Source organism: Dyadobacter sp. AC419, from assembly GCF_979253085.1.
Genome location: NZ_CEEDCD010000020.1, coordinates 35,613 through 61,411, shown reverse-complemented (window position 1 = coordinate 61,411; position 25,799 = coordinate 35,613). Strand labels below are relative to the sequence as shown.

The 25,799-nt window shown below is 42.5% G+C and carries 27 protein-coding genes and 2 pseudogenes; 17 read left to right on the top strand and 12 right to left on the bottom strand.

The genetic code is table 11. The annotated features are described in order from the left end of the window. Positions 1 to 34 precede the first annotated feature (34 nt). The 4 genes from AC0IYG_RS17240 to AC0IYG_RS17225 form a co-directional block, all read right to left on the bottom strand. A complete protein-coding gene (locus AC0IYG_RS17240) occupies positions 35 to 484 on the bottom strand; it encodes a hypothetical protein (RefSeq protein ID WP_471712382.1) in 450 nt (149 codons plus the stop codon). Between the two features lie 101 nt (positions 485 to 585). After that, positions 586 to 1,047 (bottom strand): NUDIX hydrolase, encoded by a 462-nt coding sequence (locus AC0IYG_RS17235; protein ID WP_471712381.1) that lies wholly within the window; start codon positions 1,045 to 1,047, stop codon positions 586 to 588. A 119-nt stretch (positions 1,048 to 1,166) separates the two neighbouring features. Next, a complete protein-coding gene (locus AC0IYG_RS17230) occupies positions 1,167 to 1,718 on the bottom strand; it encodes a YciE/YciF ferroxidase family protein (protein WP_471712380.1) in 552 nt (183 codons plus the stop codon). Between the two features lie 89 nt (positions 1,719 to 1,807). Beyond that, positions 1,808 to 2,374, bottom strand: coding sequence for a hypothetical protein (locus AC0IYG_RS17225; protein ID WP_471712379.1), 567 nt, complete (start codon positions 2,372 to 2,374; stop codon positions 1,808 to 1,810). Between the two features lie 168 nt (positions 2,375 to 2,542). Here AC0IYG_RS17225 and AC0IYG_RS17220 point away from each other — a divergent pair, with 168 nt between their 5' ends. Then, the gene (locus tag AC0IYG_RS17220) at positions 2,543 to 2,878 is read left to right on the top strand and encodes a hypothetical protein (protein ID WP_471712378.1); all 336 of its coding nucleotides are present in this window, start codon (positions 2,543 to 2,545) and stop codon (positions 2,876 to 2,878) included. 198 nt (positions 2,879 to 3,076) lie between these two features. Here the strand turns inward: AC0IYG_RS17220 and AC0IYG_RS17215 are convergent, their stop codons facing one another. After that, positions 3,077 to 3,313: a hypothetical protein gene (locus tag AC0IYG_RS17215; protein WP_471712377.1), complete on the bottom strand. Its 237-nt coding sequence runs from the start codon at positions 3,311 to 3,313 to the stop codon at positions 3,077 to 3,079. Between the two features lie 206 nt (positions 3,314 to 3,519). On the opposite strand from AC0IYG_RS17215, the gene AC0IYG_RS17210 reads away from it, so the two are divergent. From AC0IYG_RS17210 to AC0IYG_RS17190, 5 genes are all read left to right on the top strand, one after another. Then, on the top strand, positions 3,520 to 4,077 hold the full coding sequence (locus AC0IYG_RS17210) for a hypothetical protein (RefSeq protein ID WP_471712376.1): 558 nt from the start codon (positions 3,520 to 3,522) through the stop codon (positions 4,075 to 4,077). Between the two features lie 24 nt (positions 4,078 to 4,101). Continuing rightward, positions 4,102 to 4,947, top strand: a complete 846-nt coding sequence (locus tag AC0IYG_RS17205; RefSeq protein ID WP_471712585.1) for a cation:proton antiporter — start codon at positions 4,102 to 4,104, stop codon at positions 4,945 to 4,947. Beyond that, positions 4,922 to 5,353, top strand: a complete 432-nt coding sequence (locus tag AC0IYG_RS17200; RefSeq protein WP_471712375.1) for a hypothetical protein — start codon at positions 4,922 to 4,924, stop codon at positions 5,351 to 5,353. The genes AC0IYG_RS17205 and AC0IYG_RS17200 overlap by 26 nt, the downstream gene beginning before the upstream one ends. A 146-nt stretch (positions 5,354 to 5,499) precedes the next feature. After that, positions 5,500 to 6,000 carry a hypothetical protein gene (locus tag AC0IYG_RS17195; protein ID WP_471712374.1) on the top strand — a complete coding sequence of 167 codons (501 nt, stop codon included), beginning with the start codon at positions 5,500 to 5,502 and terminating at the stop codon, positions 5,998 to 6,000. Continuing rightward, the gene (locus tag AC0IYG_RS17190; protein ID WP_471712373.1) at positions 5,937 to 6,257 is read left to right on the top strand and encodes a hypothetical protein; all 321 of its coding nucleotides are present in this window, start codon (positions 5,937 to 5,939) and stop codon (positions 6,255 to 6,257) included. The genes AC0IYG_RS17195 and AC0IYG_RS17190 overlap by 64 nt, the downstream gene beginning before the upstream one ends. Positions 6,258 to 6,269: 12 nt before the next feature. On the opposite strand, the pseudogene AC0IYG_RS17185 reads toward AC0IYG_RS17190, so the two are convergent. The 7 genes and pseudogenes from AC0IYG_RS17185 to AC0IYG_RS17155 all read right to left on the bottom strand — a co-directional run bounded on the left by AC0IYG_RS17185 (position 6,270) and on the right by AC0IYG_RS17155 (position 11,225). Next, a pseudogene (locus tag AC0IYG_RS17185) lies at positions 6,270 to 6,970 on the bottom strand (pseudouridine synthase). Next, positions 6,971 to 7,159 (bottom strand): hypothetical protein, encoded by a 189-nt coding sequence (locus AC0IYG_RS17180; RefSeq protein WP_471712372.1) that lies wholly within the window; start codon positions 7,157 to 7,159, stop codon positions 6,971 to 6,973. Between the two features lie 67 nt (positions 7,160 to 7,226). Next, positions 7,227 to 7,703 carry a class I SAM-dependent methyltransferase gene (locus AC0IYG_RS17175; RefSeq protein WP_471712371.1) on the bottom strand — a complete coding sequence of 159 codons (477 nt, stop codon included), beginning with the start codon at positions 7,701 to 7,703 and terminating at the stop codon, positions 7,227 to 7,229. A 45-nt stretch (positions 7,704 to 7,748) separates the two neighbouring features. Further along, positions 7,749 to 8,423, bottom strand: coding sequence for a DUF1361 domain-containing protein (locus AC0IYG_RS17170; RefSeq protein ID WP_471712370.1), 675 nt, complete (start codon positions 8,421 to 8,423; stop codon positions 7,749 to 7,751). Positions 8,424 to 8,705: 282 nt separating this feature from the next. After that, positions 8,706 to 9,873: pseudogene (locus AC0IYG_RS17165) on the bottom strand (DEAD/DEAH box helicase); the annotation flags it as partial. 223 nt (positions 9,874 to 10,096) lie between these two features. Continuing rightward, complete coding sequence (locus tag AC0IYG_RS17160; RefSeq protein WP_471712369.1) at positions 10,097 to 10,564, bottom strand: YdeI/OmpD-associated family protein; 468 nt, start codon at positions 10,562 to 10,564, stop codon at positions 10,097 to 10,099. Between the two features lie 19 nt (positions 10,565 to 10,583). Further along, the gene (locus AC0IYG_RS17155) at positions 10,584 to 11,225 is read right to left on the bottom strand and encodes a 3-keto-disaccharide hydrolase (protein ID WP_471712368.1); all 642 of its coding nucleotides are present in this window, start codon (positions 11,223 to 11,225) and stop codon (positions 10,584 to 10,586) included. A gap of 161 nt (positions 11,226 to 11,386) precedes the next feature. On the opposite strand from AC0IYG_RS17155, the gene AC0IYG_RS17150 reads away from it, so the two are divergent. The 11 genes from AC0IYG_RS17150 (at position 11,387) to AC0IYG_RS17100 (ending at position 25,749) form a co-directional block, all read left to right on the top strand. Then, the gene (locus tag AC0IYG_RS17150; protein WP_471712367.1) at positions 11,387 to 13,159 is read left to right on the top strand and encodes an ABC transporter ATP-binding protein; all 1,773 of its coding nucleotides are present in this window, start codon (positions 11,387 to 11,389) and stop codon (positions 13,157 to 13,159) included. 314 nt (positions 13,160 to 13,473) lie between these two features. Continuing rightward, positions 13,474 to 14,100 (top strand): tyrosine-protein phosphatase, encoded by a 627-nt coding sequence (locus AC0IYG_RS17145; RefSeq protein WP_471712366.1) that lies wholly within the window; start codon positions 13,474 to 13,476, stop codon positions 14,098 to 14,100. Between the two features lie 1,149 nt (positions 14,101 to 15,249). Continuing rightward, complete coding sequence (locus AC0IYG_RS17140; RefSeq protein ID WP_471712365.1) at positions 15,250 to 15,684, top strand: Wzz/FepE/Etk N-terminal domain-containing protein; 435 nt, start codon at positions 15,250 to 15,252, stop codon at positions 15,682 to 15,684. Continuing rightward, positions 15,656 to 16,591: a GumC family protein gene (locus tag AC0IYG_RS17135; protein WP_471712364.1), complete on the top strand. Its 936-nt coding sequence runs from the start codon at positions 15,656 to 15,658 to the stop codon at positions 16,589 to 16,591. The genes AC0IYG_RS17140 and AC0IYG_RS17135 overlap by 29 nt, the downstream gene beginning before the upstream one ends. 94 nt (positions 16,592 to 16,685) lie before the next feature. Beyond that, positions 16,686 to 17,261, top strand: a complete 576-nt coding sequence (locus tag AC0IYG_RS17130; protein WP_471712363.1) for a CpsD/CapB family tyrosine-protein kinase — start codon at positions 16,686 to 16,688, stop codon at positions 17,259 to 17,261. A 2,679-nt stretch (positions 17,262 to 19,940) separates the two neighbouring features. After that, positions 19,941 to 21,173 carry an oligosaccharide flippase family protein gene (locus AC0IYG_RS17125; RefSeq protein ID WP_471712362.1) on the top strand — a complete coding sequence of 411 codons (1,233 nt, stop codon included), beginning with the start codon at positions 19,941 to 19,943 and terminating at the stop codon, positions 21,171 to 21,173. Continuing rightward, entirely contained in the window at positions 21,170 to 21,925 is a 756-nt protein-coding gene (locus tag AC0IYG_RS17120) for a polysaccharide pyruvyl transferase family protein (protein WP_471712361.1), read from the top strand. Before AC0IYG_RS17125 ends, AC0IYG_RS17120 begins: the two co-directional genes overlap by 4 nt. Next, positions 21,867 to 22,217 carry a hypothetical protein gene (locus AC0IYG_RS17115; protein ID WP_471712360.1) on the top strand — a complete coding sequence of 117 codons (351 nt, stop codon included), beginning with the start codon at positions 21,867 to 21,869 and terminating at the stop codon, positions 22,215 to 22,217. Before AC0IYG_RS17120 ends, AC0IYG_RS17115 begins: the two co-directional genes overlap by 59 nt. Positions 22,218 to 22,260: 43 nt before the next feature. Further along, the gene (locus tag AC0IYG_RS17110; protein ID WP_471712359.1) at positions 22,261 to 23,412 is read left to right on the top strand and encodes a glycosyltransferase family 4 protein; all 1,152 of its coding nucleotides are present in this window, start codon (positions 22,261 to 22,263) and stop codon (positions 23,410 to 23,412) included. A 388-nt stretch (positions 23,413 to 23,800) separates the two neighbouring features. Further along, positions 23,801 to 24,919: a DUF1972 domain-containing protein gene (locus tag AC0IYG_RS17105; RefSeq protein WP_471712358.1), complete on the top strand. Its 1,119-nt coding sequence runs from the start codon at positions 23,801 to 23,803 to the stop codon at positions 24,917 to 24,919. Positions 24,920 to 25,008: 89 nt separating this feature from the next. Next, complete coding sequence (locus AC0IYG_RS17100) at positions 25,009 to 25,749, top strand: hypothetical protein (RefSeq protein ID WP_471712357.1); 741 nt, start codon at positions 25,009 to 25,011, stop codon at positions 25,747 to 25,749. Positions 25,750 to 25,799: the final 50 nt, after the last annotated feature.

Sequence of the window (25,799 nt, the reverse complement as noted above, 5' to 3'; positions counted from 1 at the left end):
AAAGAACGTTGCAACCGCTAGTGAATTATTTGCATTATGCTACGGCGTCAAGCAGGCTGTCGGCAGCATGGGTAATTTCCGAATCAAGTTTTTTATTGATCTCATTGAGTTTGTCAACATGATGTTTAAGCAGACCCGTATGATAAGAATCCAACTCCAAATAAGGAAACAACTGCTTATAGGCAGACGCTATTTCTGACTGATACTGCCTGATCGCTGCAGGCGAATAACCGTACGAATCCTGATAATCATCGCTGGCGTATGCGAAATAATTGAGTTGTTCACCTTTCAGGCAACATTTATAGGAATCATATAAATGTTCGAGATCCTTTTGGCAAAGTAATGCATTCATATATCCTACGGAACAAAGCCTTCTCAAGCGTTCCTCGGCGTGAACCATGGCCTCTTTAAAGAGCCATTCACGTCTTTTGTGCATGCGCCAAACGTGCGCCGCATTTGCTAATATGTGATTGGTATTTTCCATGTCGGTAAAAGTTAACGGCCGTTTTATATAAAAATCATTCCACCAGCAGTACCAAAACAGGACAATTAATCAAAAATTTTCGAGCCCTCGCAGGATTTGAATTAAGACAATGCTTTAAGTTCTTTTAGCGTCGTTAAGAAAACGATCTGGCTCGGATGAATTTTTTCCAATGCTTCCTCGACGGTAAACCAAGCGCCTTTATCCACTTCGGGGAAAGCACTCAATTTGCCGGATTTGGGTGGCCATTCTATTTCAAATGTGTTTGAGACAAGATGAAGCGGGTCAATATCTCCTTCCATGCCCCAGCAGCTGATAAGCTTGCCACTTTTCATTTTGCTTTCACCCAAATAGACCAACTCGCCTTCGGGCATCAAACCTGTTTCCTCATAAAATTCCCTGCGTGCCGCCAACTCCGGTTCTTCGTCTGTAAACTCACCTTTGGGAATGCTCCACGCGCCAAGATCTTTTTTAATGTAAAAAGGGCCGCCGGGATGCACCAGAAAAACCTGTAAAGCATCTTGCTGCATCCTGAATAATAAAATCCCTGCGCTCTTTTTTGTCATTGTTTTAGTGAGAATGGAAATTAAAACTGAAACATTTATTCAAAAAAAGCTGCGGATAACTGGCCTTTCAAATGCCATTTACCCGCAGCGATTTATGTTACAAGCATGACCTGACAACATTATCCTTCGTCAGCTGCTTCGTAATTAATGCTGTTTTCAGCGATTTCAGTCAAAAGCTCATCAGCCTGTTTCTCCTCTGCTAATGTCTCAGCCAGTATATCAGCCACATCTTCCAGTCCTAATGTTGCCGCAAGCTGCGTAAGTCCGCCATAAGTGGCGATTTCGTAATGCTCAACTTTCTGGCTGGCCAGGATAATCCCAACATCACGCGTTGCAGTTCCCTGATCTGTGCTTTCGATGATCACTTCTCCTTCTTTGGACAAGCCTTCCATCGCGTCACATTTCTTTGCAATGGCCTCTTCGCCAAGCAATTCAAAAATCTGCTCCAATCGGGAAACGTGTTCTGTTGTTTCCTCCAAATGATTAGCAATTGCAGCGCTCAACTTTTCAGATGTGGCCGAATGCATCATTTTTGGTAATGCTTTAACAAGGTGATTTTCTGCCCAATAAATATCACGCAGACTATCCAGAAATAATTTCATCAATGCTGGCTGCGCGCCTGCTGAGGTTTTGGTTTTGAATTTAGGTTCGGAACCCGTGCCGTTATCCATGATTAGCATTTTTAGTGAAGTCTGTGCTTATACAAATGCTGTACCAGGCCGCTAATTAAATTTCTTTGGTATTTGATAATAATATAATGTTAATCCAGCTCCGTATAACCGCCGTCACCCAGGATGTCGTGCCCCTCATTGAGGCGGAATTCCCGGATAATCGCATCTCTTTCCGCATGGTTTTTAGGGTCAACACTAATAATGATCCCACCTTCCTGAATGCCGCTTTCGTAGGTCTGACAATGCTCCTCCGGGATTGTGGTGGCTATAATGCCTGCCACGGTGTCCTTTCTATCTTTTTCTTCACCTGGGTTTTGAGAAATTTTCCCGACGAGCTTTCTTGAAATTGAAATGCCCAGTTCCGGCAATGAGATCATGGAAGTGATCGAGATGATCGCATCGGCGATAATTTGTTTTGCCTTCGAATCTGACTGAGGTTGCGGATTGACATCTGCAATGTCGGCATCAGCATAATTCTGCTCATTGTTTGCCGTTGCATGCTCGTTTAAGGTCTCATCGGACATTAACACCGAAATGTCGTCTTCGGTATGACCCAGCCGGAGCAGTCCGCGATAGGCGCCTTGCGCGTGTTGTTTAGTAAAAAAAACAGCAGACACTGTTCCGGGCAGATCGTAAGAATAGGAAGCTGTGGCCATGATGGTTCTTGGAAGTAAGATTTGTTTGAATTTATTAAAAAAGCAGGCCACCGGAAATCGGATGGGACGAAGCGCTCCACACTTTTTTATTGGAACGACTTTTATATACTCGCCGTCAATTGAAAATATCCATATTATTAATTCATTGACATCTAACAAACTATCAAAATGAAAAAGTTAACATTAAGCGTATCCTTGTTCGTGATGCTTTCAGCAGCAACGGCATTCGCACAAACATCAGACAAATCAAAGCAGAATTCACAAGGAACATCTGGCAGCACAACGCAAAGTAGCGGCTCCACAGGAAGCAGCACCAGCGGAACAACGGGATCAGGGACTTACAGGCAGCAGCAGCGGCCAATATCAACAAGGAAGCGGAACAACCGGCAGCGGAACGGGAAGCACAACGGGTTCAGGAACAACTGGCTCGGGAACAACCGGCACATCCGGCACCAGCGGACAATATCAGCAGGGAAGCGGAACAACGGGCAGCGGAACGGGTAGCACATCCGGAACTGGCAGCACGAGTGGCTCCGGCACAAGCGGCACCTCGGGTAGCAGCGGCCAGTATCAGCAAGGAAGCGGCAGCAGCGGAACATCCGGCAGCGGAACGGGAAGCACAACCGGATCAGGAAGCACTAGTGGCTCAGGAACATCCGGTTCTGGAACAACCACCGGCTCAGGAACATCGGGAAGCAGCGGTTACCAGCAAGGAAGCGGAACAACCGGCAGCGGAACGACGGGTAGCGGATCGGGCAGCAGCGCTTCCGGATCAGGAAGTACAACCGGTTCAGGAAGCACAACCGGTTCAGGAACTTCGGGAACGTCAGGAACGACTTCCGGCACTTCGGGCTCAACCAGCGGCCAGAGCACAGTAGGAAGTGATGCGGGCACATCAACCGGCACATCCACTTCTGACGGTGAATCTAAAAAAAGCAAAAAGAGAAAAAACAAAGGTAGCGGCTCAGGCAGCGGCACTTCTGGAAACGATTAATTTGGAAAAACCGCATTAAACGGCAATTCAGCAGCCCGGATAACTAAACATTGTCCGGGCTTTGCATTGCTATCACACGAGACCTCAACCCGCTGCTTTTTGCAAAGCCGGTTATAATTCGTTAATCTTAGGCAATTCAAAAAGAACGCACATGATGAGATTGCCTATATTTTTACTGATTTGCGCCGCTTCGCTGCAGAGCTGCGGATTTAAGGAAAAACAAGCGCAGCTGGATAAGAAGGAAAAGCAGTTGGTGCAAAAAGAGCAAACCTTAATGCAGTGGGAACAGCGATTAACGCTGCTGGAAACCGAGTTGCAACAAAAAAGAAAAAAACAGCAACAAGATTCTACTGCATACACCGACTCGCTGCAGGCTCAGCCAGTTACTGGAAAATGGATTGTAAAAATGCGTTGTACCGAGACGAACTGCTCCGGATCGGCCATCGGCGATTCGAAAACAGAAACCTGGGAAATTGCATACCAGAACAAAGCAATTGTGGTCAATGCTTTCGCTGGAAACGAACTATCGCGGATTTACAACGGTTCATTTATTCAAAACCGGCTTGAAGTCAGCAATGGTCAGCCCGGTTCCGAATCTGTGATCCGGGTAACGCTCGAACTGAAAGAAGGCAAAATGGAGGGGGTGCGGCAAGTGGAACGCACCGATTGCAAAATCAGCTACACCCTGGCTGCCGACCGGCAAAAATAGGGCTAAACTTGTGCTTATGACTTCATTGCTAATGCTGGACCTGACATTACCGCTCAAAAATCCGGTAATCATTTTTTCCCTGGTCCTTTTTATTATTCTTTTTGCCCCATACTTTTTAACCGAATTAAAGTACCGCATATTATCGGACTGATCATTTCAGGCGTCATTGCGGGGCCTTATGGTTTGAATCTGCTGAGTCGCGACAGCAGCATTGTGCTGTTTGGAACGGTGGGGTTGCTATACATTATGTTTTTAGCCGGCCTAGAAATCGACCTTGCTGAGTTTAAGAAAAATAGCGGAAAAATTATTGTATTCGGGCTAACCACATTTGTGCTTCCACTCGTCAGCGGCACATTGGCGAGTTACTATATATTAGGTTACGGCTTTGTGTCCTCGTTATTGCTTGCGAGCATGTTTTCAACGCATACGCTCGTCTCCTACCCGATTGCCAGCAAATATGGCGTTACGCGAAACCGTGCGGTTAACATGACGGTCGGTGGAACAATGATCACCGATATTTTAGCGCTGCTTATTTTGGCCGGGATTGCCGGGATGTCAAAAGGGGACGTTTCTCCTGCATTCTGGTTTAGGCTGGGATTCTCGTTTGCATTCTTTGTGGCCGTTGTCTTGTTTGTTTTTCCAATGATATGCCGCTGGTTTTTCAAACGTTTTGACGACAGCGTTTCGCAATATATTTTCGTACTGGCCATGGTTTTCCTGGCTTCCTTTTTAGCAGAAATCGCAGGCGTAGAAGCCATTATCGGTGCGTTTTTCTCCGGTTTGGTTTTGAATAAATTTGTGCCCCACTCCTCCCCTTTGATGAACCGCATTGACTTTGTGGGAAATGCATTGTTCATCCCATTTTTCTGATCAGTGTGGGAATGTCGTTGACGTGAGTGTTTTGGTGCATGGCTGGGGTGCATTAAAAGTGGCCGGTGTAATCCTGGTGATTGCTTTGGCCAGTAAATATCTGGCAGCATGGATCACACAGAAAGTCTTTCGGTTGTCTTCGGACGAAGGTTTGATGATTTTTGGACTAAGTTCTTCCCATGCCGCTGCTACACTGGCTATTATCCTGGTCGGTTATAACATTATTGTAGGTGAAACTGCGCTGGGCCAGCCAATCCGTCTTTTGGATGAAGATGTGCTGAACGGGACGATTTTACTCATCCTGGTGAGCTGCGCTGTCAGCTCGTTCGTCGTGGAACGCGCGTCTAAACGGCTCGCGCTGTCGCAGAGGAAGAGACTCGGAAGAAACCAATGCGGCTACGGATGAAAAGATCCTGGTTTCGCTTTCCTATCCCGATATGGTTGCTGATTTGGTGGATTTCAGCATAATGTTGAAAGCAAAACACAGCTCGATTCCAATTTTCGGACTTCACATTGTTACAGACCAGGATCAAAATCATGATTCGGCTTCACATGGCAAAAAAGTCCTCAGTAAGGCAGTCGATCATGCGCAGTGCTTCGGAGAATGTGCTGATCCCGCTTACACGTTACGATGCCAATATCAGCAATGGGATTACGTATTCCATTAAGGAGCAAAACATTACCGACGTGGTCATTGGCCTGCATCAGAAAACGGATTACAAGACCTTCCTCGGGCCAAAAATCAACAACATTGTCAAGCGGATTTTCGAGACGATCTACATTTACAAGCCCGTCCAGCCCTTCAATACATTGAACAGAATTGTGGTTGCCGTGCCGCCGGCAGGCAGTAATGATCCCGGTTTTCTACATTGGCTGGAAAAGCTTATTGCATTAGCAAAGCTGAATGCAATGCCCATCATTTTTACAGTTCCGCCCGCACGATCAAAGAAGTCAAAGCAGTTTTGGCAAGAAAAGCGACGACCATTGACGTGGAATATAACCTTTTCAACACGTGGGACCAGTTTCAGACATTCTCGAATGAGCTTAGAATAGATGATCTTTTCGTGATCGTATCCGCAAGAAAAGGCTCAGCATCCTACATTCCTCAATTCGAAAACCTGCCCACCTATCTTTCCAACAATTTGCAGCAGCAAAGCATCATGCTGATCTATCCAAAACAACTGGAATCAGGAATCAACATGAGCGACATCGAACAAGCCGACAGCGGTTTGATAGGCTCGTTGTCAGATAGGCTGGGGTCGCTGCGCAGGGCAGCGCGGTATTTGCGTGGGAAAATGAGGGAGGAGTGAAAAGCTCAAATCTTAATATTCAAAACCAAGCAGCTCCATCATATCTAAAAAAGGAGCATTAAATGAAGCGGCGACTTCTTGGCGCTGACTTTAGCGGGATGCAGAAAAGAAATTTTTGAAGCATGCAGCATCATCTCATTCATCCCAAGCTCCTCCTTAAAATACCTATTCTGCTTATTACAGCCATAGGGCCTGTCGCCGATGATTGGGTGGAAGATGTGGCCATGTGCTTGCGGAGCTGGTGCATGCGGCCGGTGGTGGGCTTTAATTCGACAAGTGGAGTAGCGGGAGGTGGGATGCTTGCCGACGGAGAAATTGACTTCGGTTCTTTGGAGTGTTCGGAGGGAGGTGAATGCTTCCTGGATTGTGCCGTCTTCTTTTTTGAGGGGATAATCAATGTCCAGTGTATCTGGCGTGTAACCTCTCACAATGGCGTGATAGGTCTTCTCGACCTCGCCGTTTTGAAATTGCTGCTGCATGACGCTGTTCATTTCTTCATTGAGCGCGAAAAGCAGCACGCCGGAAGTTTTGCGGTCGAGACGGTGGACGGGATAAACTTTTTGCCCTAGCTGATCCCGAAGGAGCTGGACTGCGAAAATATTTGTGTCGCAGGCAATGGGCGACCGGTGGACGAGCAGACCGTTGGGTTTGTTGATAGCAACAAGGTCGGCGTCCTGATAAAGGATTTGCAGTGGTGCGAACTGTTCAGCCACTTAAAATATGGAAAGGTCTTTTTCGGACTTAGCCGTCAACACAGCATACGCATTGGGTTTGATGCCCAGCAAATAAGGAAACGATTTCAAGATAAAATGCTTTGCCTTGGTGATGTAAAATGCAGCTTTGTTATTCTTATATGTTGGCAAAAGCACCTCATCATTGTACAGGTGACAAATGTCTTTCACCACTTCAAAGTTTTCGGATTTTAATAAAAATCGCAGCAGCGCGGGTGTGTAAATGTTAATGTGCCCGTCAGGAAAGGAAATGCCTTACTTTTTTATCAACATAAAAAGAAAAGTCAATAGGCACTTCGAAGATCTGATATTTTGAAATCCGTTTGATTTCCCGAAGCAAAATGCGCTCGTGTTCAACATGTTCCAACACGTGCGAGCAAATTACCAGATCAAAGTGATTATCGGGAAAAGGGATTTGGTAACCGTCAAAAAGCAGTACATTTTTCAGGTTCTTAATGTGCTTTGATTTGATGAGCTCAATGCCGCTTTCTGAAATTTCTACACAGCTCATATCTTCACAAAAATCCCATTGCGAAAGCCAGTTCAGGATGCTCCCTTCGCCTGCCCCTACTTCAAGCACATTCCTGAACTTCACGTTTTTTGCAAGCTCGACAATGTTCTGCGCTTTGTATTTTGCGCCCGTATTGCGCCAAGCAACCGAAGCGTCATTATATTGGGACGAATAAGAATCCTTAACGTTATCGGATATTCGCATCTCGATATTTAATTTTTTTGGCTAAAATATCTTTAAAAAAGCGCGCTAATCTTCCTGCTGCACGCCTCTGTTTTTCTTGCTATATCTTATCCTGAACCGGACAATGGCCCATAACACCAGATAAAGAATCCCCAGCGGTATGCCGATCTCCATACTAAAAACCCAGGCTGTGCGATCCATCGCGCTTTCAATGAGGTTGTTCAAAATGGCTCTTGGATCATGAAGAATGTCCCAGCTGTTCATGCGTCTTACTCTTCCCAAATACACTCCAAAACCAGCTAGCGGGAGACTCAGCAGTAAAAAAGTAACGGTTATATTTCTCGTAAAAACACGTCGCCAGGAACGGTGAATCCAGTAAAGTGACACCAGACCATTAAACAAACTGACTTCTGCGTAGAAAAACAGCATGATTGTGTCATGCCACGTCAGATCACGCTGATAATCAACGGTCAAATGGGCCAGGTCGGTGATCATATATGGTGCATTCGGGAAAAATGCGAGCCATATCGTGGTCAACATAATGAGCGTGAAAGGAATGCGTCCGAAGCGTTTTGTAAAATTATCTGCCAGAAACGCGGTAATCAGTGGAATCCAGCTTAAAAACAGATTCCAGTCCATTGAAAAATCAACGGGAGAATTAAAAAATATGCGGATAAGGTGGAAAAATACGGCTACAAGGCTCAGCAATAAAAGCAGCAGAAGCGAAAACAGACCCTCCATGGAAACAATGGGTGGATCGGTTATGCTAAACCTATGATTCCTAATCCAATCGATCAAACGGTCCAATAGTACGGTATTTTAGTTTATTCATGACGACTTAAAAAGCTAAGCAAATGAAAAGCAAAAAAGGCATAACATGATCAAATCATTTGGATGGTTCAAATAAAAATTGATTTAATCACATCAAATCTTCGCTTCTGCCGCGTCATATTGACAAACTCTGAATGGCTATGCCTGGGTAGGGTTGTTTTGTTCTTTCTTAGGTTTACGTCTTTTCGGCCTGCCAGACGATTTTTGGGCTGGTTTGGCGGAACCGGACGGCTTACGGCCACCGGGAGCCCTGAAACGCTTTGGTTCGAAAACCGGCGCATCTCCCAATCCCAAATCCTGTGTTACCGACCTTTTTTCAAGCTCTTTTTCAAAAAGCCTTTCAATTTTCAAGACATATTTCTGATCCTGCTCATTGATAAATGTAATCGCCGTGCCTTTTGATTCAGCGCGGGCCGTTCTGCCAATGCGGTGAACATAATCTTCGGGATCACGCGGAACGTCGTAATTGACAACGTGGCTTAAATTATCGATATCAATGCCACGTGAAAGCACGTCTGTTGCTACGAGAACAGGAAATTGTCTGTTTTTAAAATCACGTAAAACGATTTCCCGATCTGCTTGCTCCGAGTCTGATGAAATGCCTCGGGCAACGAGTCCAAGCTTGCGCAATGCTCTTACAATCGGCTCAACGGTGGATTTACGTGATGTGAAAAGCACCATGCTCGTACTTTCAACCTGACTAAGCAAATGCAGCAATAATGGCAGTTTTTGCTCGTCTTTGGCCATATAGAACTGCTGATCGATCCTATCAACCGGGCGTGAAACTGCCAGTCTGATTTCTTCCGGATTTTGCAAAATTCTTTTTGCGAGATCACCAATTTTAGGCGGCATTGTGGCTGAGAACATCAGCGTCTGCCTTTTTGCAGGCAGGAAGCTCATTATCTTTAAAATATCGCTCAAAAAGCCCATATCCAGCATTCGATCCGCTTCATCCAGCACCAAATGCTTCACGTTGCCAAATGTTACATAACCGAGCTGCAAATGTGCGATAAGCCTTCCTGGCGTTGCAATGATAATGTCAGCGCCCTGGGTAAGTGCCTTTTTCTGCTGATCCCATTCCGGACCTTTGTTTCCGCCATAAACGGCAATGCTCGTGGCGCCTACAAAGTAACCCAGCCCTTGAATCTGCTGGTCGATCTGCACGGCAAGCTCACGCGTTGGAACCAGAATTAATGCTCCGGTGTGGCCATTGTTTTCATGGGCAACCTTGTCAAGAATAGGAATCAGATATGGCGGCGGTTTTTCCTGTACCTGTTTGAGCGCAGGCCAAAAGATCTTTACCGCTTAGAATGAAGGGAATTGCTTGTTCCTGAATAGGTGTCGCCTGCTGGTAGTTCATAGCGTCCACGGCGTTTAGCACGTCTTCGTGGAGTTCAAATTCATTGAAATTCAAAATTCAGCTTGTAAGGTCCATAGATTTAAGTGACTACGGACGTGTTAAAAAAGAGCTGACTTTAACTTTCCCAGTCAGCAAACCGCTTGATTTGAACAAATATAAAAATATCCTGCTAAAAATGAAAGAAGGCTTGGACGAAGCTGCTAATCTCGTCTTGCGATTTCTGCTACTTCACTTTCAACCGGTTGATCATCATTATGGCCCTGTCGATCCTGACCTGAACAGATTCGGCACCATTTACATAATATATTATGGCACGCTGATGGCTCGGCAGGGATTCGTAAAACAGCCGCTTGCCTTCCTCATCCATTTCGAGGAGTTCGGTTAACTCTTCCGGCACATCACGACCAAATTCGCTGTCGTCCTTTCGGATCTCAGCAAAAAGCTTTTGGCCTAAAACAAATTTCCCCTCCTGCCGGATGGGTGTGCCAATGTTAATGTAGAAGCCTCCCCCACCCTTTGGCCGGACTGCACATTGAAAATCGACGGTGCCGTTAAGCAGACAACGTACACGTGCGGGGCGTCTGCCTTCTACAAATTGCGCGGCGACTTCATCGGGCACCATCATATAAAATTCGCCTCCCTTTTTGGGGAGGCGATCGAGTATTGATTCAAAATGAACTGTTTGTTTCATGCTGTTATAAACTGAAATATTATTCAGTTAAGGGACGCACCATAATGTCTTTGTAAAGCACGACGCTTTTGGGATCATGTGCCTGCAAAGCAAAAGTGCCGGCTTTCAAAAATTTGGTTTTCATATCCCCTTCTCTTTTATCAACATCTGCTTCCTCATAATCCACCACCACTTTGTCGTTGATCTTGATGGTAATGTGCTTTCCTTCAACCTTAATGTACTCGGTATACCACTCGTTGTCCTTCACAAAAGTTTCTTTTACATCCACCACATTATACAAGCTTCCGGTGCGTTTGTAATCCGTATGCGATTGATTAACCTGCACTTCATAGCCCTGCGCGGGCCATCCGTCCTCCTGAAAAGCTGTATGAATGAAAATGCCTGAATTTGCACCCGGTTTAGTCATTACCGTTGCCTTAAACTCAAAATTCTTAAACATGTGATTTTTAACCGGCCCGTCGTAGAACAAATGCGCCCTGGGACCAGCCACCTGAATGTTCCCATCCACGACGGTGAAAGAAGTGGCGTTTGCACCAATTTTCCATCCATCGAAATTTTTTCCGTTAAAAAGTGAGATCCAGCCATCCTGTGCAGCGGCCGAAAATTGTAATCCGATGCTCAGCATCAGCACTATGAACAAATTATTAAATGTTTTTTTCATAAAGACGTTAAACTCAGTTGTATTTGGGTGATATAAACTCTTTTACGAAAAAATCGGATTTTCACAAAAAACTACTCTTTTTATAAAGAATATCACGCTTCCGGGAACGTTGCAAAGCTGACGCGGAAGCTTCATATCTTTGTTTACGAATAAAACAAGTAATGAATAATCCTTATATATCTCTACTCGCCACCGCATGGCGATATGCGCGTCAGCAAAGAAAACGTTACGTGCTGATTTACGCCATGTTCGTGATGGCTAACATTGTATTGGCGGCACACCCGCTGCTCTACGGCTGGTTTATCCAATCCATTCAAAAGGATCCGACGAATGTGCTCGAAAATGTGTGGCTTTATGCCGGTGCGTATTTCATTTTGATCCTTGCTGAATGGGCATTTCACGGCCCAGCGCGCATTATGGAGCGTAAATTGGCTTTTGATCTGAGCAAAAACTTCCTGGACGAAATGTATCATCAGGCGCTGCATTTGCCTATTCGCTGGCATCAGGACCATCACAGTGGCTCCACGATCAACCGCATACGAAAGGCTTATGAAGCCCTGAAAGACTTTTTTCAAAACGGTTTTATGTTTCTGCATGCCTTTGCAAAATTCATTTTTTCGTTCATCGCAATCATTTGGTTCTCTCCGCTTTTTGGGGCAATCGGTGTTTTGATCGGCATTGTGAATGTGTGGGTTATATTCAAATTTGACAAACCATTTATCAAAGCCCTTGACGAGACAAATGAACGCGAACACATTGTTTCATCAACGCTATTTGACAGCTTATCCAATATCATCACCGTCATCACATTACGGCTCGAAAAACGCATGAAAATAAGTCTGATCAGCAAAGTGGATGAGGTCTTTATGCCGTTTTTAAGATCCGTTAAAATCAATGAATGGAAATGGTTTTCGGCTAGTATGTTTATTGCATTAATCTATGTCGTCGTAACCACCGGATACGTTTATCAAAACTACATTCCTGGCCAAGTCTTCCTTGTTGGCGGGCTGGTTACATTGCTGAGTTATGTAAACCAGTTCACAAGCGTATTCCAGGACATTGCGTGGCAATACACGGAAATCATCCGCTACAACACCGAAGTACAAACGGCACGCTCTATATCAGAGACTTACAACCAGCAGCACCGTCCAGACGCAGGTGAAGGCTTGCCTGAAAACTGGCAGCAGATCGAGATCAGCAACCTGAACTTTTCTCACGGACGGAATTACGATAAAGAAACGCGCGCGCACAGTTTGCATGGCCTGCATATCCGGATCAAAAAAGGCCAGCGCATTGCCTTCATCGGTGAAAGCGGAAGCGGGAAAAGCACGTTACTGGCATTATTAAGGGGACTTTACGAGCCGGAAAACGGTGCTCAGGTTTTGATAGATCAAAATCAACCGACTGACATGCAAGTTTTAGCGGATCAGATTACCTTATTTCCACAGGATCCGGAAATTTTTGAAAACACAATTGCCTACAACATTACACTCGGACTTCCTTTCGATGAAGAAGAGATTATGCAAGTTTGCAAAACAGCGCATTTCACAGACGTGATTGCAAAATTGCCAAGCGGCCTGGATTCCAACATTCAGGAAAAAGGCGTGAACCTTTCCGGCGGACAAAAGCAAAGACTGGCACTTGCAAGAGGCATTCTGGCAGCCAGAAGCAGTGAAATCGTGTTATTAGACGAGCCAACCAGCAGTGTAGATCCAAAAACAGAGTCGCTGATCTACGACAAAATGTTCGAAGAATTTAAAGGCAAAGCGGTCATCTCGACCCTGCACCGGCTGCACCTGCTTACGAAATTCGATTACGTGTACATTTTACGCGACGGACATTTGATCGGCGAAGGAACGTTTACAAGCCTCCGGGCAACCAGCGAGGTATTTCAGGATTTATGGCGGCACCAGGAAGCGATGGCGGGGCGGTGAGGAATGCAACAACAGGTTGTTAAAAGAATGATGCAATAGAATAGTGCAATTTTCCATTTTTAAACTGTTTGGAAAATTTTCAGTATAAAATTCTAAATAGTGTCATTTTTTTTATCTTAAATTTGTCCTACTTTTAATTATACAATGTTCCGGTCGTGAAGCCAAGTTGTTGCAACTACCATTGGTCTGGATTGAAATTCATATGCTCAACTGGTTATTTGATAAAAAGACAAATAAGGATGTGAATCTAAGCCGAATAGGAATAGACATACATTCTCACCTAATTCCCGGGATTGATGATGGCGTAGAAACAAGTGGAACAAGCTGTCGCAATGGCCAGCAAAATGCAATCCCTGGGCTATACTAGAATTTTTACAAGCCCGCACGTGATGTGGGACTGTTACCGGAATACTCCCGAAATTATTCTATCAGGACTAGAAGACGTTCGCAAAGCTGCAAAAGAGGCGGGTCTCACAATTCAAATTGATGCAGCTGCTGAGTATTTCATTGACGAACATTTTAACGAAATGCTCGCTACAGGGGAACAGGTGCTGACCTTACCAGGCAACAGATTACTGGTAGAGCTTCCTTATTCCACACCGCTGATGAACACCTCCGAAAACCTTTTCTCCATTATCGAAAAAGGTTACCAACCCGTTCTCGCTCACCCGGAGCGCTACACTTATTTTTATTCTGACCCTACTGTTTATAAAAAACTAGCCGATGGAGGCTGTGAATTACAGGTAAACATTTTGTCGCTAACTGGTTACTACGGTGATAATATTGCAAAGATGGCTGAGTGGCTTCTGAAAAATAATCTGATTACATTTTTAGGCACGGATGCTCACAAAATTCAGCACCTTGAAATGATCCAAAAGAGCAATAGGCACAACTGGATATCAAATTATCCGTTTCAAAACGAAAAACTTATAAATATTTAATGATGATAATTGAATTTATTCTATATTTGTAACAAATTAAGAATTCCTTTTTTTTGCACAATAGAAAGAAATATTTCTCCTACGCTGTTGTACTTTAAGTTTGCATAGTGAAATAGTAGACATTCTGAGTAGCAATTATGATTCTCAATTGACTTTCTCCCCAAAGTCAATCATCTGAATGACAACAAATTAATATAATAGTTTAACATACTCACGTTAACTCATGATCTTACGCATTAAGCGCTTGTCTCAATTCAAATTCATTTTTCTTTTTGTCTCCCTTGCGATGATCGCAGGAACGACATCTTGTGTCTCTCCCAAGTCGATTGTATATTTCCAAGGAGACACTACTAGGTATTCCTCTAAGAAATAACTCAAAAGTACATTCCTAAAATTCAGTCTAGTGACATCTTGTCTATCATTGTTGGAAGCTTAAATCCCGAGGCAAACGAAGTTTTCAATACACCTAACCAATTTACCACGGCCAGCACTAACTATTCGAATGTCGGTGGAGCAAGGAGTTCAACCTTTGGGTTATCTGGTGGATACGGACGGAGCAATCGAAATACCCTTGATTGGTAAACTTAAGGTCAGCCGGCTTACGTACAACCGATGCCGCCGACACCATCAGGCTGCGTTTGCAAAATTATTTGAAGGAGCCTTACAGTGATTGTACGAAATCTTAACTTCAAAATTTCAATACTTGGTGAGGTGAAACTTCCGGCGGTTTATGTTATTCCTGACGAGAAGATTACACTTCCGGAGGTCCTTAGTTTAGCAGGCGATTTGACAATCTACGGAAATCGAAACACTGTAATGGTAATTAGGGAGGAAGAAGGAAAAAGACATTACGCTAGAATAGATCTTACATCGCGTGATGTTTTCAATTCCCCGTATTACTATTTACATAAGAATGATGTGATTTATGTGGAGCCGGTAAAAGCGCGCATGTTAGACACCGACAGTCGGATTAGAACGGTTCCCTTGATAGTTACAATAGTGGGTGGAATCAGTACACTTGGAATTCTATCTTGAATCTAACCAAGTAACGGCAAAACAATTGAAAGGCTAATCATGACTCATTATTATGAACAATAATTTCAACACCCGGCTCAGAATTTTTTCGACGATAAAGAAGAAGAATTCAACTTGAGTGAGTACATCAGGAGATACTTTCGCTACTGGTATCTTTTCCCAATCTTCTTTTTTCTGGCACTGACTCTGGCGTTTTTTTATCTGGAAATAAAACAGCCAATCTTCAGCACAAGGACAAGTATATTGATTAAGGATGAAAAAAAAGGGTTAGGCGGTGCGCAAGGAGACATACTGACCGAATTAAGTTCTCAATTTGGAGGTAATAAATTAGTGGAGAATGAACTTGAAATTATCAAGTCTCAGACCTTAATGGAACAAGTGATTAAGGGACTGAGCCTCGATGTTGATTACTCATCTCGTGATGGCTTGCATACTGTTAATCTTTACAAGACTAGCCCGGTAATTGTAATCCCCGAAGTCATAACACCATTTGGAATTAAAGAGCCTTTACAAATACACATTGTCGACAGCTTACATTTTCAAGTTTAACGACGAAGACAAGTTGTTTACTTTTAATCAACGTTTCAATAATTCCTGGGGCGCTTTCATCGTCAATAAAGGAGCAAATTTTGAATTCGAAGATGTTAAGGTTACGTTCAAGGATGTGAAGGAGCTTGCCGAAGACATGCTAAACAACTTGAAAGTAGAGCAGCCCAATGCAAAAAGCACCGTACTGGAACTTACTTACGAAGATTCGGATGTACAGCAATCAAAGGATGTTTTAAACAAACTTCTTGATGTTTATGTGCAATCGTCATTGAGCGATAAGAATAGTGAAGCTAGTAATACCCTTAAATTCATTGAAAACCGACTTGGTCTGATCACCGGCGAATTAGGTGATGTTGAAAAAGATGTTGAATCGTACAAAACCAGTCAGGGTATAACGGACATCAGTGCGGAGTCTCAACTTTTTCTCGAAAATATAAAAGAGAATGACTCGAAATTAAACGAGGTTAATACCAAAATAAGCATTCTAGAAAGCGTTGATAGTTACATTCAAAATGCTGGCGAAGGTGCAGTAGCGCCAGCAACATATATGATAGACGATCCGGTTCTTGTGTCGCTTCTAACCAAATTTAATGAACTGGAACTGCAACGTGAAAGATACGCGCGAACTACTTCGCCAAACAACCCACTTTTGCAAACGATAAATACTCAGCTGGCTGGGACGAGACAGTCAATCCGGGAAAATGTTCAAAATTTAAAGCGAGGAATGGCAGTAACTAAGCGAAACCTGGAAGGCATTAATACACGCTTTTCAGCCGGGCTTAGAAGTATACCAAAAAAGAACGTGAATTCGTTGGCATCAAACGACAACAGTCGATTAAAGAAGAGCTATATCTTTATCTTCTTCAAAAACGAGAGGAAACTGCGCTGGCGTATGCTTCTACTGTGACGGATAGCAGGCTGATAGACGCTCCTATTTCAACTTTTTCAATCCAATAAAGCCGCAAAAATCATTTGTCTGGTTAGGATCAGGAATTGCTCGATTGGTAATTCCAATTTTACTTATCAATATCTTATTCTTACTGAATAACACAGTACAACGCCGCGAAGAAATAGAAAAAGTAACGCACTCCTCTATACTTGGTGAAATTGGGCAAATGAAAGCCGCCGGCAATGGACAACCAGGTGAGGACGCAATCATTAAAATGACAAGTCGCAGCGCAGTGGCGGAACAGTTTCGTGCATTAAGGACAAACCTTCAATACCTTGGAGATGGAAGATGTAGGGTAATAATGTTTACCTCTTCAATTGGTGGTGAGGGGAAAAGCTTTGTTAGTATAAACCTGGCTGCAAGTCTTGCCTATTCTGATAAAAGGGTTTTGCTAATTGGCCTTGATTTGCGTAAGCCGACTTTGCACGAACGACTAATGATCCCAAATAAGTTTGGTGCTTCTAACTGTTTAATCGGGCAAGGAAATTACGAAGACTACATTCAGTCTACCGGAGTGCATCCCAAATTCGATGTTTTGACAAGCGGACCAATTCCACCAAATCCGTCAGAACTACTCAGCAATGGTAAGCTGCCGAATCTTGCTTACAGAATTAAAAACCAAATATGACTATATTCTAATTGACTCGCCTCCCTACGGTCTCGTAACAGACTCGGCTTTAGATTGCTGAGCATGTTGATGCCAGTTTGTATATCGTCCGTTTCAATTATACTTTGGTGGATCACCTCAGACGAATTGGAGATCTTCAAAGAGCTAAGCGATTTACAAATCTGTCGATCATTTTCAACGGAGTGAACTACGGTGCCGGATATGGTTATGGGTACGGATACGGAGGATATGGTTATGGATACTATTCCGAAGAAGCACCAACTTCCCCAACAATCAGTAGCAAGATCAAAAAATTGGTTGGAATGAACTGACAATTGATTAACAGCTTTCAAGACTAGCTGCGCAAGAACAGTTTTCTCACTTTAAACACATAGGCCTATCCACATAGCATTGTGTTTGCTAAGTTGAGTAAGTGGATGGCTCTGTATAAAACTTGCAAATGTATGTTTCCTAAATCTTGGATATGGAGTATTTTCGTTCTCATGATGAGTACGGTCATATGCGAAAAGGTGCACGGGCAAGTGACATATACATATCCAGACATTTACGTAGTTGTTAGAGGCAAATACAACAAAGCAGTCTTGATAGTTTATTGGCATTGAACTGTGTGAAGGGAGTTACCTATTACGTGGGATGGTCAAGAATAAATCCCGCTAAGGATGAATACAGACTTTCCAATACAAAAAGGTATTCGCAAAGGTTATTCAACATAATAAAAAACTGAATACTAGCAATACTTCCGGGAAGATGGTGCCCTGAATGGCTCTATAAGTTAGATGTAAAAACAATGAGTTGGGTGCATCAGGACAATTACGTCGAAAATGGAATTGGCAAGTATTCGAAAGCCCCGGTGCCGTGGGATAAAACTTACCTAAACTATTATTATAAACTATTAAAGGAGCTTGCATCATTGGTAAATAATAATAGTAAAATACTGTAATTCAATCGTAATCACAGGCGGAAGCAATACAAATGGCATCGAAACGAATTTAATTTCTTCAGACACAGAATTAAGACGCATCGGTTTTACAAATGAGAAGTATGTTAATAACTGGGAAAGGATTATCTATAATTTTGTAGAACTGTATCCCAAAATTACATTTTCACTGTCTATCCATAACATGTACGGATCAATGAGGACGGATAAAATTTCAAAGGAATTGATTAGGTATGTTGACCAAAAATACAAAGGAAAGGTCAAGATTGCAGCACTTCCGTTTTACCGAAGAATCTTGGTTCAATCATGGAAATAATTATGCTGACCTAGCCTTGTCTCAGACTTCAAACAATATTGTTCTTCAGGCTCATAAGGATTTATTCCAAAAAGGAGACATCCAGGATTTCAAGGTAATGAATCAGAAAAAGTAAAAGGTAAAACCCAGCTTGGCTTGAAGTTGGCTGAGGATGTGTTCAGCAATCAGTTAATTGTGAATGATTATGGGTCTAATTATTTAGCTTTTTGTTATATGTTTTTACCTTGTTTGAAGAAATTTAATACTTTTTCAACCAAGCTTTTTGAAATGTCTACTTTCATCGTCTTGATTCGCTAGCACTTATCGCACTTTTTTTATTCAGAGAAAATGTACGAATCCGGAAATTACCAGAATGTTATTCAAATGGTGATAGTCGGATATTTTTTTATAAATGTAGGTTATCTTCTTGCTTCCTTGAAAAATCGTGCTAAGCCTCAGGGCCTTACACAAGATAAAGACGAAAAGCCAGGACTTTAAAGCCTTCCTAAAATCTAAAATGAAAATTTCAGCTTACATTTTTATTTGTATTGGCCTTATAGCAGCATTTGTTTTCTTCTGAGAGCCGGCAATATTCCGATACTCGCAGCTCAACAAAGAGGGCGCAAGGGTTGCTGCACTTGCGGTTAGCGGGAATGGCTACTTCTTGTATCTAATGAGTATGGGAATGTATGGTTTAGCCCTGTTTGCCATATATTCTTATTACTACAAGCGTGATAATCTCACGCTAGTCCTTCTCTTTATATTGGTCAGGATTAGCTATGACCGGAACTGGTTGAGAAGGTATATTCTTTGGATTGGTTTATATGTCCTGATTGCCCGACATTATCTCTACTCTCCGATTCCTAAAAAGAGAATGATTCTCTATGCGTTCTTTGGGTTGCTTTTTGTTAACCTTTTCGAAATGTTCCGTAACCCTGACAGCATGACAACTGTCAGTTTATCGACAACCTTTTCCTATCGATTTATAACATATATTTCGAACCTTGAGAAAGTACTAACTTACTTCATTTCACGAGATCAGTATGAATATGGGGGCAACATTCTTTATGGACGTTCTTACAGCGCTACCTGGCAAGCAACTCGACTATCAGTCATGGTTGAAGCAGGTGACAAATCTTGAATTTGAGGGGTTTGAATCCCACCTACGTTGATGGGTGATTTATATGTAAATTTCGGATACACAGGAGTTTATTCTGGGCTGTAGCTTGTTTGGCTTTGTAATTAAAAAGATATATAATCACTTAATCCAGCAACCTGGAAGTATTTATAATCTCTTTTTATACATGACTCTGCCCTTGAAATTGCGTAGAAAATCCTGACATCAGGCTTCTCTGCACAATCGATAAGTATTTTATGGCTAGGGGTATTTATAGTCATACAAAAATTACTTTTTCATCACCTCAGTGTATCGAGAACTAGGTAAGTCATGCAAGTGAACAAAATTCTCAAAGTAATTCTTAGCGGTTTTGGTGCAGCTGGCGCAACTTTTCTTTTACAAATTGTTATCAGTCATAATTTACCCATTGATCAGTTTGGAAAGTATGCAGCTTCAAACTCGATTATGTCTATTGTTGGGCCATTTGCGGGAGTAGGAATTTCGGGCCTGTTTTTACGCCGGGCATGCATCAACTCTACCCCGCTCGTGCCTTTGAAAGCTTCTGCAATTGTAACTTTGGTATTTACCACCGTTGTTGCGTTTCTTGTAAGCACATTGCTTTTTGTGGACTCCGATTTGTCTGTTCCCACAGCATTATACTTGTCGACTTACTATTTTCCTCTTTCCGTTCAATATCTGAGTGTGTCATACGCGCAATACAAAGAGGAGTTTAACAGCGTATCCATTATTCAAAGCACATTGCCCCTATTAAGGCTGTTGATTGTATTCGTCAGCAGCTATATATTGGTTTCAAGCTTGCCGATGATAGGTCTTTCACTGGCTGTTGCTCACCTGATCGCGTTGATTATATTAATTAGTTTGAATAAAAGTGCGTACTTCGAAGGAGTATTGAAAAATCTGCCGACCGGCAAAGAGCTATTTAAATTTTGGAAAGAGTCGGTTAATTATTCTTTCAATGGAACACTGAATGTCGCTCAAATTCAGATATCAACAATTTTTGCAATATATCTTTTTGGTTCATCCAGTTCCGCGATTTACTCGTCTGCAAACACTATCCTGGCTGCTTGCTACATTATGCCCAATATTGTTTTCGGCACTTACTTTTTACCAAAGTATCACAAATTAGCGCTGAGCAGTGATTCCTTTTCGCTTCCCTTACGCCATGCAGGTATTTCTTTCCTTGTTGGAATTACCGTAGCTTTTGCATTATACATTTCCTCTGGGGTTATAATAGACCTCTTTTATCCTGAGTCATTTTCTCAATCAGCCGTTATATTAAGGATACTTGCGTGCAGCCTGCCATTCAGATTTTTTTCTACGGCTTTGGGAGCGGCTATTTTGTCTGAACAAACCGTTGGCAAGAAATTAGCTTCTTCTTTGATCTCAGTTGTCGTGCAGGCCATTCTGGTATTCTCGTTCAGTCAATACGGCATTACTTTCCTGGCATTCAGCTATATTCTGAGTGAACTGATTATTGCAGTGTTGTATTATTTTGTATATACGGGTCAGACGAAGGCTCTAAAAATTGCTCTTTCTAAATGAAATTATCGCTTATTGGATATTATGGAGGAAATTTCGGAGACTTATTAATGTTGAACTCTCTTTTGGATTACTTCAAAAATCACTATGATTCTATTGTAATCTTCACCTACGGAGATAAAGACACACTTGAAAAAGTTGTCGAATCTCATCATCAAAAAGTAAACATTGAAATACACTCGTTACAAAAAAATAAATCTATTTCTGAATTCAAATCAAAAGTAAGCGGCTCTTCTGCTATTATTTGGGGCGGAGGCACTTGCTTCATGGATCAGGGAGGAACCGGCGGGATAAAATATATGATGGTTGCTAAGGCTTTAAATATCAAAGTTTTTTATTTCGGAATAGGCATTGATGCAGTGCAAAAACTGAAAACCAAGCTATACATTGCAATTGCTAATACCATTTCTACCAAGCTGTTTCTTCGCGATAAAAAATCGGTAGCAATAGCGCAAAGATTCAGCTTTCAGAAAAGCAAAATACAATTTGTTCCTGATATTGCTTTCTTAGAGGAAAAGCCCGTAAATCTTGCCTCGCTTCCGGAATCACATGTCGTTTTTAGTTGCCGTGATTTGAAGGAATATAAGCATCTTGATAATAACAAAGTGAACCGTGCCCTTGCGAAACTTACTGTTTCATTATGCAGGCAATTAGGAGTAAGTAAAGTTGTTAATCTAATCTGCGATCTGGATATAGATGAAGATCAAGCAAACATTTGCGCTGAATATTTTACAAAGTCAAAATCTGGCAGTTGAAAACATTGTGGGACATGAAGTCGATGCGGCCGTGGCATCGATTGTTCAGAGCAGCTTTGTCCTGACTGCCAGGCTGCACCCGGCAGTTTTGGCCCAGGCAAATAATGTTCGCTATGCGATCTATAATTACTCTGACAAAAATCAAAAATTTGTCAATGAGGAAGAAGAGCCGCTTCGTTCGATAGATAGATTTGATATTGAAAAATATACATTTGACCTCAGGCAATTGGTTAATAAAGACATCTCGAAGCGCAGAGGTGCTATCATTTCAGCTCTTTCCCAGGTTATCTGATGCAATAACCTTATGGTCAATATTGAAGCATCTACTCAACGTTATGACAGAAAAAAGGATTACATTAACTACACCTATAACCCTTATTGAGCCCGTTGGCGGACATGGAGGGATGGATTATTACGACTACGGATTGGCATACGGCTTAGGCCAGAATGATGTTCGGGTGCAATATTATACTTGCGACAAAACGAATATCAGATCATTTCAAAATGTAGAAACAGTAATCTCATTTAACAATCTCTGGTCTCGGAAAGTACTGGGAAAAGCTACGGAATATATACGCGGACATGCTGCTGCATTTCGACAAGCTAAAAAAAATCGTTCACAAATTGTTCACCTTCATTTTTTTACATTTCGGGCCATTGATCTGATTGTCTTGACACTCGGAAAAGTCAGCCGCTTTAACACAGTAGCGACCATACATGATGTAAATGCTTTCGATAAACGCGCCAGCAATGCAATAGAAAAGATTTGCTATGCCTTGATTGATGGCGCAATCGTTCATAATCAGGCGTCACTTCAGGCATTAAACGAGAAGCAATTTGTAGCGTGCCCGAAAACGGTAATTCCGCATGGAAATTATCTGCCATTCATTAAACCCGCCTTTGCAATAAAGGTCAACAGCCCGGTTTTTAAAATACTTTTCTTCGGCCAGGTTAAGCAGGTCAAAGGTTTGGATGTTTTATTGAAAGGTTTTGCCTCTGCTAAGCAAAAAGGATATAACATCCATTTAACCATTGCTGGAAAAGCCTGGAAGAGCGATTTACAGGACTATCTTGATTTAATTTCTGAATTGAAAATAAGTGAAAATGTGACAACAGAATTCAGATATATTCCTGATGAAGAGGTCGCTTCATTTTATGAAATGGCAGATCTGATAGTTCTACCCTACCGTGAAATTTATCAGAGTGGTGTTCTGCTGCTTAGTCTAAGTTACGGAAAACCTGTTCTGTGTTCTGATTTGATGCCGTTTAAGGAATTTATCAAACAGGATGAGACGGGGTTTCTGTTCAAAAGTGAGGACGCAGAGGATTTGTCCAATCAGCTTATCCGCCTGGTAGAGAACCCCGCATTGCTAAAGAGTGTTAAGGAAACCGCCGATCGTCTTATTAGTACACAGTTTGATTGGGTTAATATCGGAAGCTTACCAAAGATTTTTATTTGCAAATACTTTCAGGTAAAAACGGGGTGAAAAATAACTAAGCGTATGAAACTTATTCCTTTTCTTTTCCTGATCTTTCTCGACGCGGGCATCGCGCTAAGTCAACAAGTCTCTGAATTTTGGATCAACGGCAGAAAATCCGGCTTTAAAAATTGTAAATTTGTTTATAACAAGTGTTTTGACTCCGATTTGGTTTGTCAATTCAAGATCAGGATACATTCTAATGCGGCATAATATCCCGAGAAGTTCTATTTTCAAATCAGAGAATAACAAGATATTCTTAAAGTTCAATGTCCCAATTCTTGCGTCCGAATCTAAGCAGCGAAGGGTGCGCATAAAAGGATTTTATAAATCCAAAGGACTGGAAAAAGGCTCAAAGGTTACAGAAATCAAAGAATAAAACTCAACGAACAAGATTATGAAAATTGCAGTAATTGGTACGCGAGGAATACCCAACCATTATGGTGGTTTTGAACAATTTGCCGAGTATTTAGCGAAAGGACTCGTTAAACGCGGCCACGAAGTAACTGTTTACAACTCACATTCTCACCCGTACCAGGAGGCAGAATGGAATGGCGTTGAACTTGTTCACTGCAATGATCCGGAAGATAAATGGGGCACAGCCGGACAGTTTATATATGACTTGAACTGTATTCTTCACACCCGGAAGCGGTCATTTGACATTATTTTGCAATTGGGATACACCAGCAGCACGGTTTGGGGCTGGCTTCTTCCAAAAAAAGCTATTATTACAACCAATATGGACGGGCTTGAATGGTCCAGGTCCAAATACTCAAAGCCAGTGCAATGGTTTCTGCGGCAGGCCGAATATCTCGCTACGGTTTTCAGTAATCACTGGATTTCGGATTCAATCGGAATTCAGGAATATTTGACTAAAAAGTATAATATTACATCGACGTATATACCATACGGTGCATATCCTTTTTACGATGCGGATCCATCGCAACTAGCGAAGTATGGTGTGAGTGAATTTTCCTACAACATGCTTGTAGCGCGTTTGGAACCGGAGAACAACATTGAAGCTATTTTGGACGGAGCATCTCTGGCAACCAAAAAAACAACATTCCTGGTAATTGGAAATCATAAAACCAAGTACGGAGAATTCCTTAAAGCCAAATACAAAGATCAAGGTCACATCAGGTTCGTTGGCGGCATTTATGACATCGATATCTTGAATAGTGTCCGATATTTCTCGAACCTTTATTTTCATGGACACTCGGTGGGCGGAACCAATCCTTCGCTGCTGGAGGCCATGGCTTCTCATGCCCTGATTTGCGCTAATGACAACCTTTTTAATTCTTCAATACTGGAAAAAGATGCTTTCTATTTCTCAAATGCAGATGATGTGAGGCAAAAACTGGATACTGTTCAAAAGGCAGATTACGATCATTATTTACAAGCCAATCTGCACAAGATTACGGAAATATATGAGTGGAATAAGATAGTGAACAAGTATGAAGATCATTTCAATTCGATCTTGAAACAAAAAAGGGAAGAATCGCTCATAAGCTCCTGACACGCTTTTGGATTTAAATTATATACTCACCGTAAAATATGAATTACAAAAATTTGTTTCTGCTAATAATCTTGAATCCGTGCTGCTGCATGCTGTTCACAGCACCTGTTTCAGGATTTCCAAATACGGTTTCCAAGCGATTTGAAACGCGGCAGGATACAAATGAGCTGGCAGATGCCTCTGAGACTGTTGATAGTCTGTCAGTACCCCGGAAGCCTTCAAATTCCCCCTATTACGCTATTTCAGCATCTGCGATCGCTACCAGCAATAACCATGTGCCTTTCTGGATGCGTGCCAATCAGTACGGTAATGTTCCGCTGACCGGCGTTTCAGCGGCCATCGGCGGTGTACTTGTGCGACCATACAAAACGGACAGCAAGCGACTGGTAGATTGGGGACTGGGAATTGAGGGTAGGCTTAATGCCGGTAAGTCAGTCGATGCCATTCTCATCGAGGGATACGCCAAAGGTCGCTTGGGCATATTTCAGCTCAAAGCAGGACGGAGCAAAGACATTATGGGACTGGTCGATTCGACACTTTCAAGCGGTGCTTTTTCGATATCCGGAAATGCGCTAGGAATCCCAAAAGTGGAGCTTTCTATACCCGAGTTCTGGGATTTGCCTTTGTTAAACGGTCTGATTTCCGTAAAAGGAAATTTTGCACACGGGTGGGTGGGTAATAAGGCCGTCAATTATACCACGACGGACAGCATTGTCAACACGTTTTTTCACCAGAAATCATTTTACGGACGGTTTGGAAAGCCTCAGTGGAAGGTTAAGTTTATAGCAGGTTTCAACCATCAGGTTTTTTGGGGGAATGAAAAAAGATGAACCGCACGCGTTTTTAAGCTATCCCCGCTAAAAACCTTTGAGTATGTCCT

Coding starts and splice junctions, on each gene's coding strand:
- AC0IYG_RS17240 (WP_471712382.1), bottom strand. CDS start 484: ATGGAAAATACCAATCACATATTAGCAAATGCGGCGCACGTTTGGCGC.
- AC0IYG_RS17235 (WP_471712381.1), bottom strand. CDS start 1,047: ATGACAAAAAAGAGCGCAGGGATTTTATTATTCAGGATGCAGCAAGAT.
- AC0IYG_RS17230 (WP_471712380.1), bottom strand. CDS start 1,718: ATGGATAACGGCACGGGTTCCGAACCTAAATTCAAAACCAAAACCTCA.
- AC0IYG_RS17225 (WP_471712379.1), bottom strand. CDS start 2,374: ATGGCCACAGCTTCCTATTCTTACGATCTGCCCGGAACAGTGTCTGCT.
- AC0IYG_RS17220 (WP_471712378.1), top strand. CDS start 2,543: ATGAAAAAGTTAACATTAAGCGTATCCTTGTTCGTGATGCTTTCAGCA.
- AC0IYG_RS17210 (WP_471712376.1), top strand. CDS start 3,520: ATGATGAGATTGCCTATATTTTTACTGATTTGCGCCGCTTCGCTGCAG.
- AC0IYG_RS17200 (WP_471712375.1), top strand. CDS start 4,922: ATGCATTGTTCATCCCATTTTTCTGATCAGTGTGGGAATGTCGTTGAC.
- AC0IYG_RS17195 (WP_471712374.1), top strand. CDS start 5,500: ATGGCAAAAAAGTCCTCAGTAAGGCAGTCGATCATGCGCAGTGCTTCG.
- AC0IYG_RS17175 (WP_471712371.1), bottom strand. CDS start 7,703: ATGCGAATATCCGATAACGTTAAGGATTCTTATTCGTCCCAATATAAT.
- AC0IYG_RS17170 (WP_471712370.1), bottom strand. CDS start 8,423: ATGGAGGGTCTGTTTTCGCTTCTGCTGCTTTTATTGCTGAGCCTTGTA.
- AC0IYG_RS17160 (WP_471712369.1), bottom strand. CDS start 10,564: ATGAAACAAACAGTTCATTTTGAATCAATACTCGATCGCCTCCCCAAA.
- AC0IYG_RS17155 (WP_471712368.1), bottom strand. CDS start 11,225: ATGAAAAAAACATTTAATAATTTGTTCATAGTGCTGATGCTGAGCATC.
- AC0IYG_RS17150 (WP_471712367.1), top strand. CDS start 11,387: ATGAATAATCCTTATATATCTCTACTCGCCACCGCATGGCGATATGCG.
- AC0IYG_RS17125 (WP_471712362.1), top strand. CDS start 19,941: ATGCAAGTGAACAAAATTCTCAAAGTAATTCTTAGCGGTTTTGGTGCA.
- AC0IYG_RS17120 (WP_471712361.1), top strand. CDS start 21,170: ATGAAATTATCGCTTATTGGATATTATGGAGGAAATTTCGGAGACTTA.
- AC0IYG_RS17115 (WP_471712360.1), top strand. CDS start 21,867: ATGAAGATCAAGCAAACATTTGCGCTGAATATTTTACAAAGTCAAAAT.
- AC0IYG_RS17110 (WP_471712359.1), top strand. CDS start 22,261: ATGACAGAAAAAAGGATTACATTAACTACACCTATAACCCTTATTGAG.
- AC0IYG_RS17105 (WP_471712358.1), top strand. CDS start 23,801: ATGAAAATTGCAGTAATTGGTACGCGAGGAATACCCAACCATTATGGT.
- AC0IYG_RS17100 (WP_471712357.1), top strand. CDS start 25,009: ATGCTGTTCACAGCACCTGTTTCAGGATTTCCAAATACGGTTTCCAAG.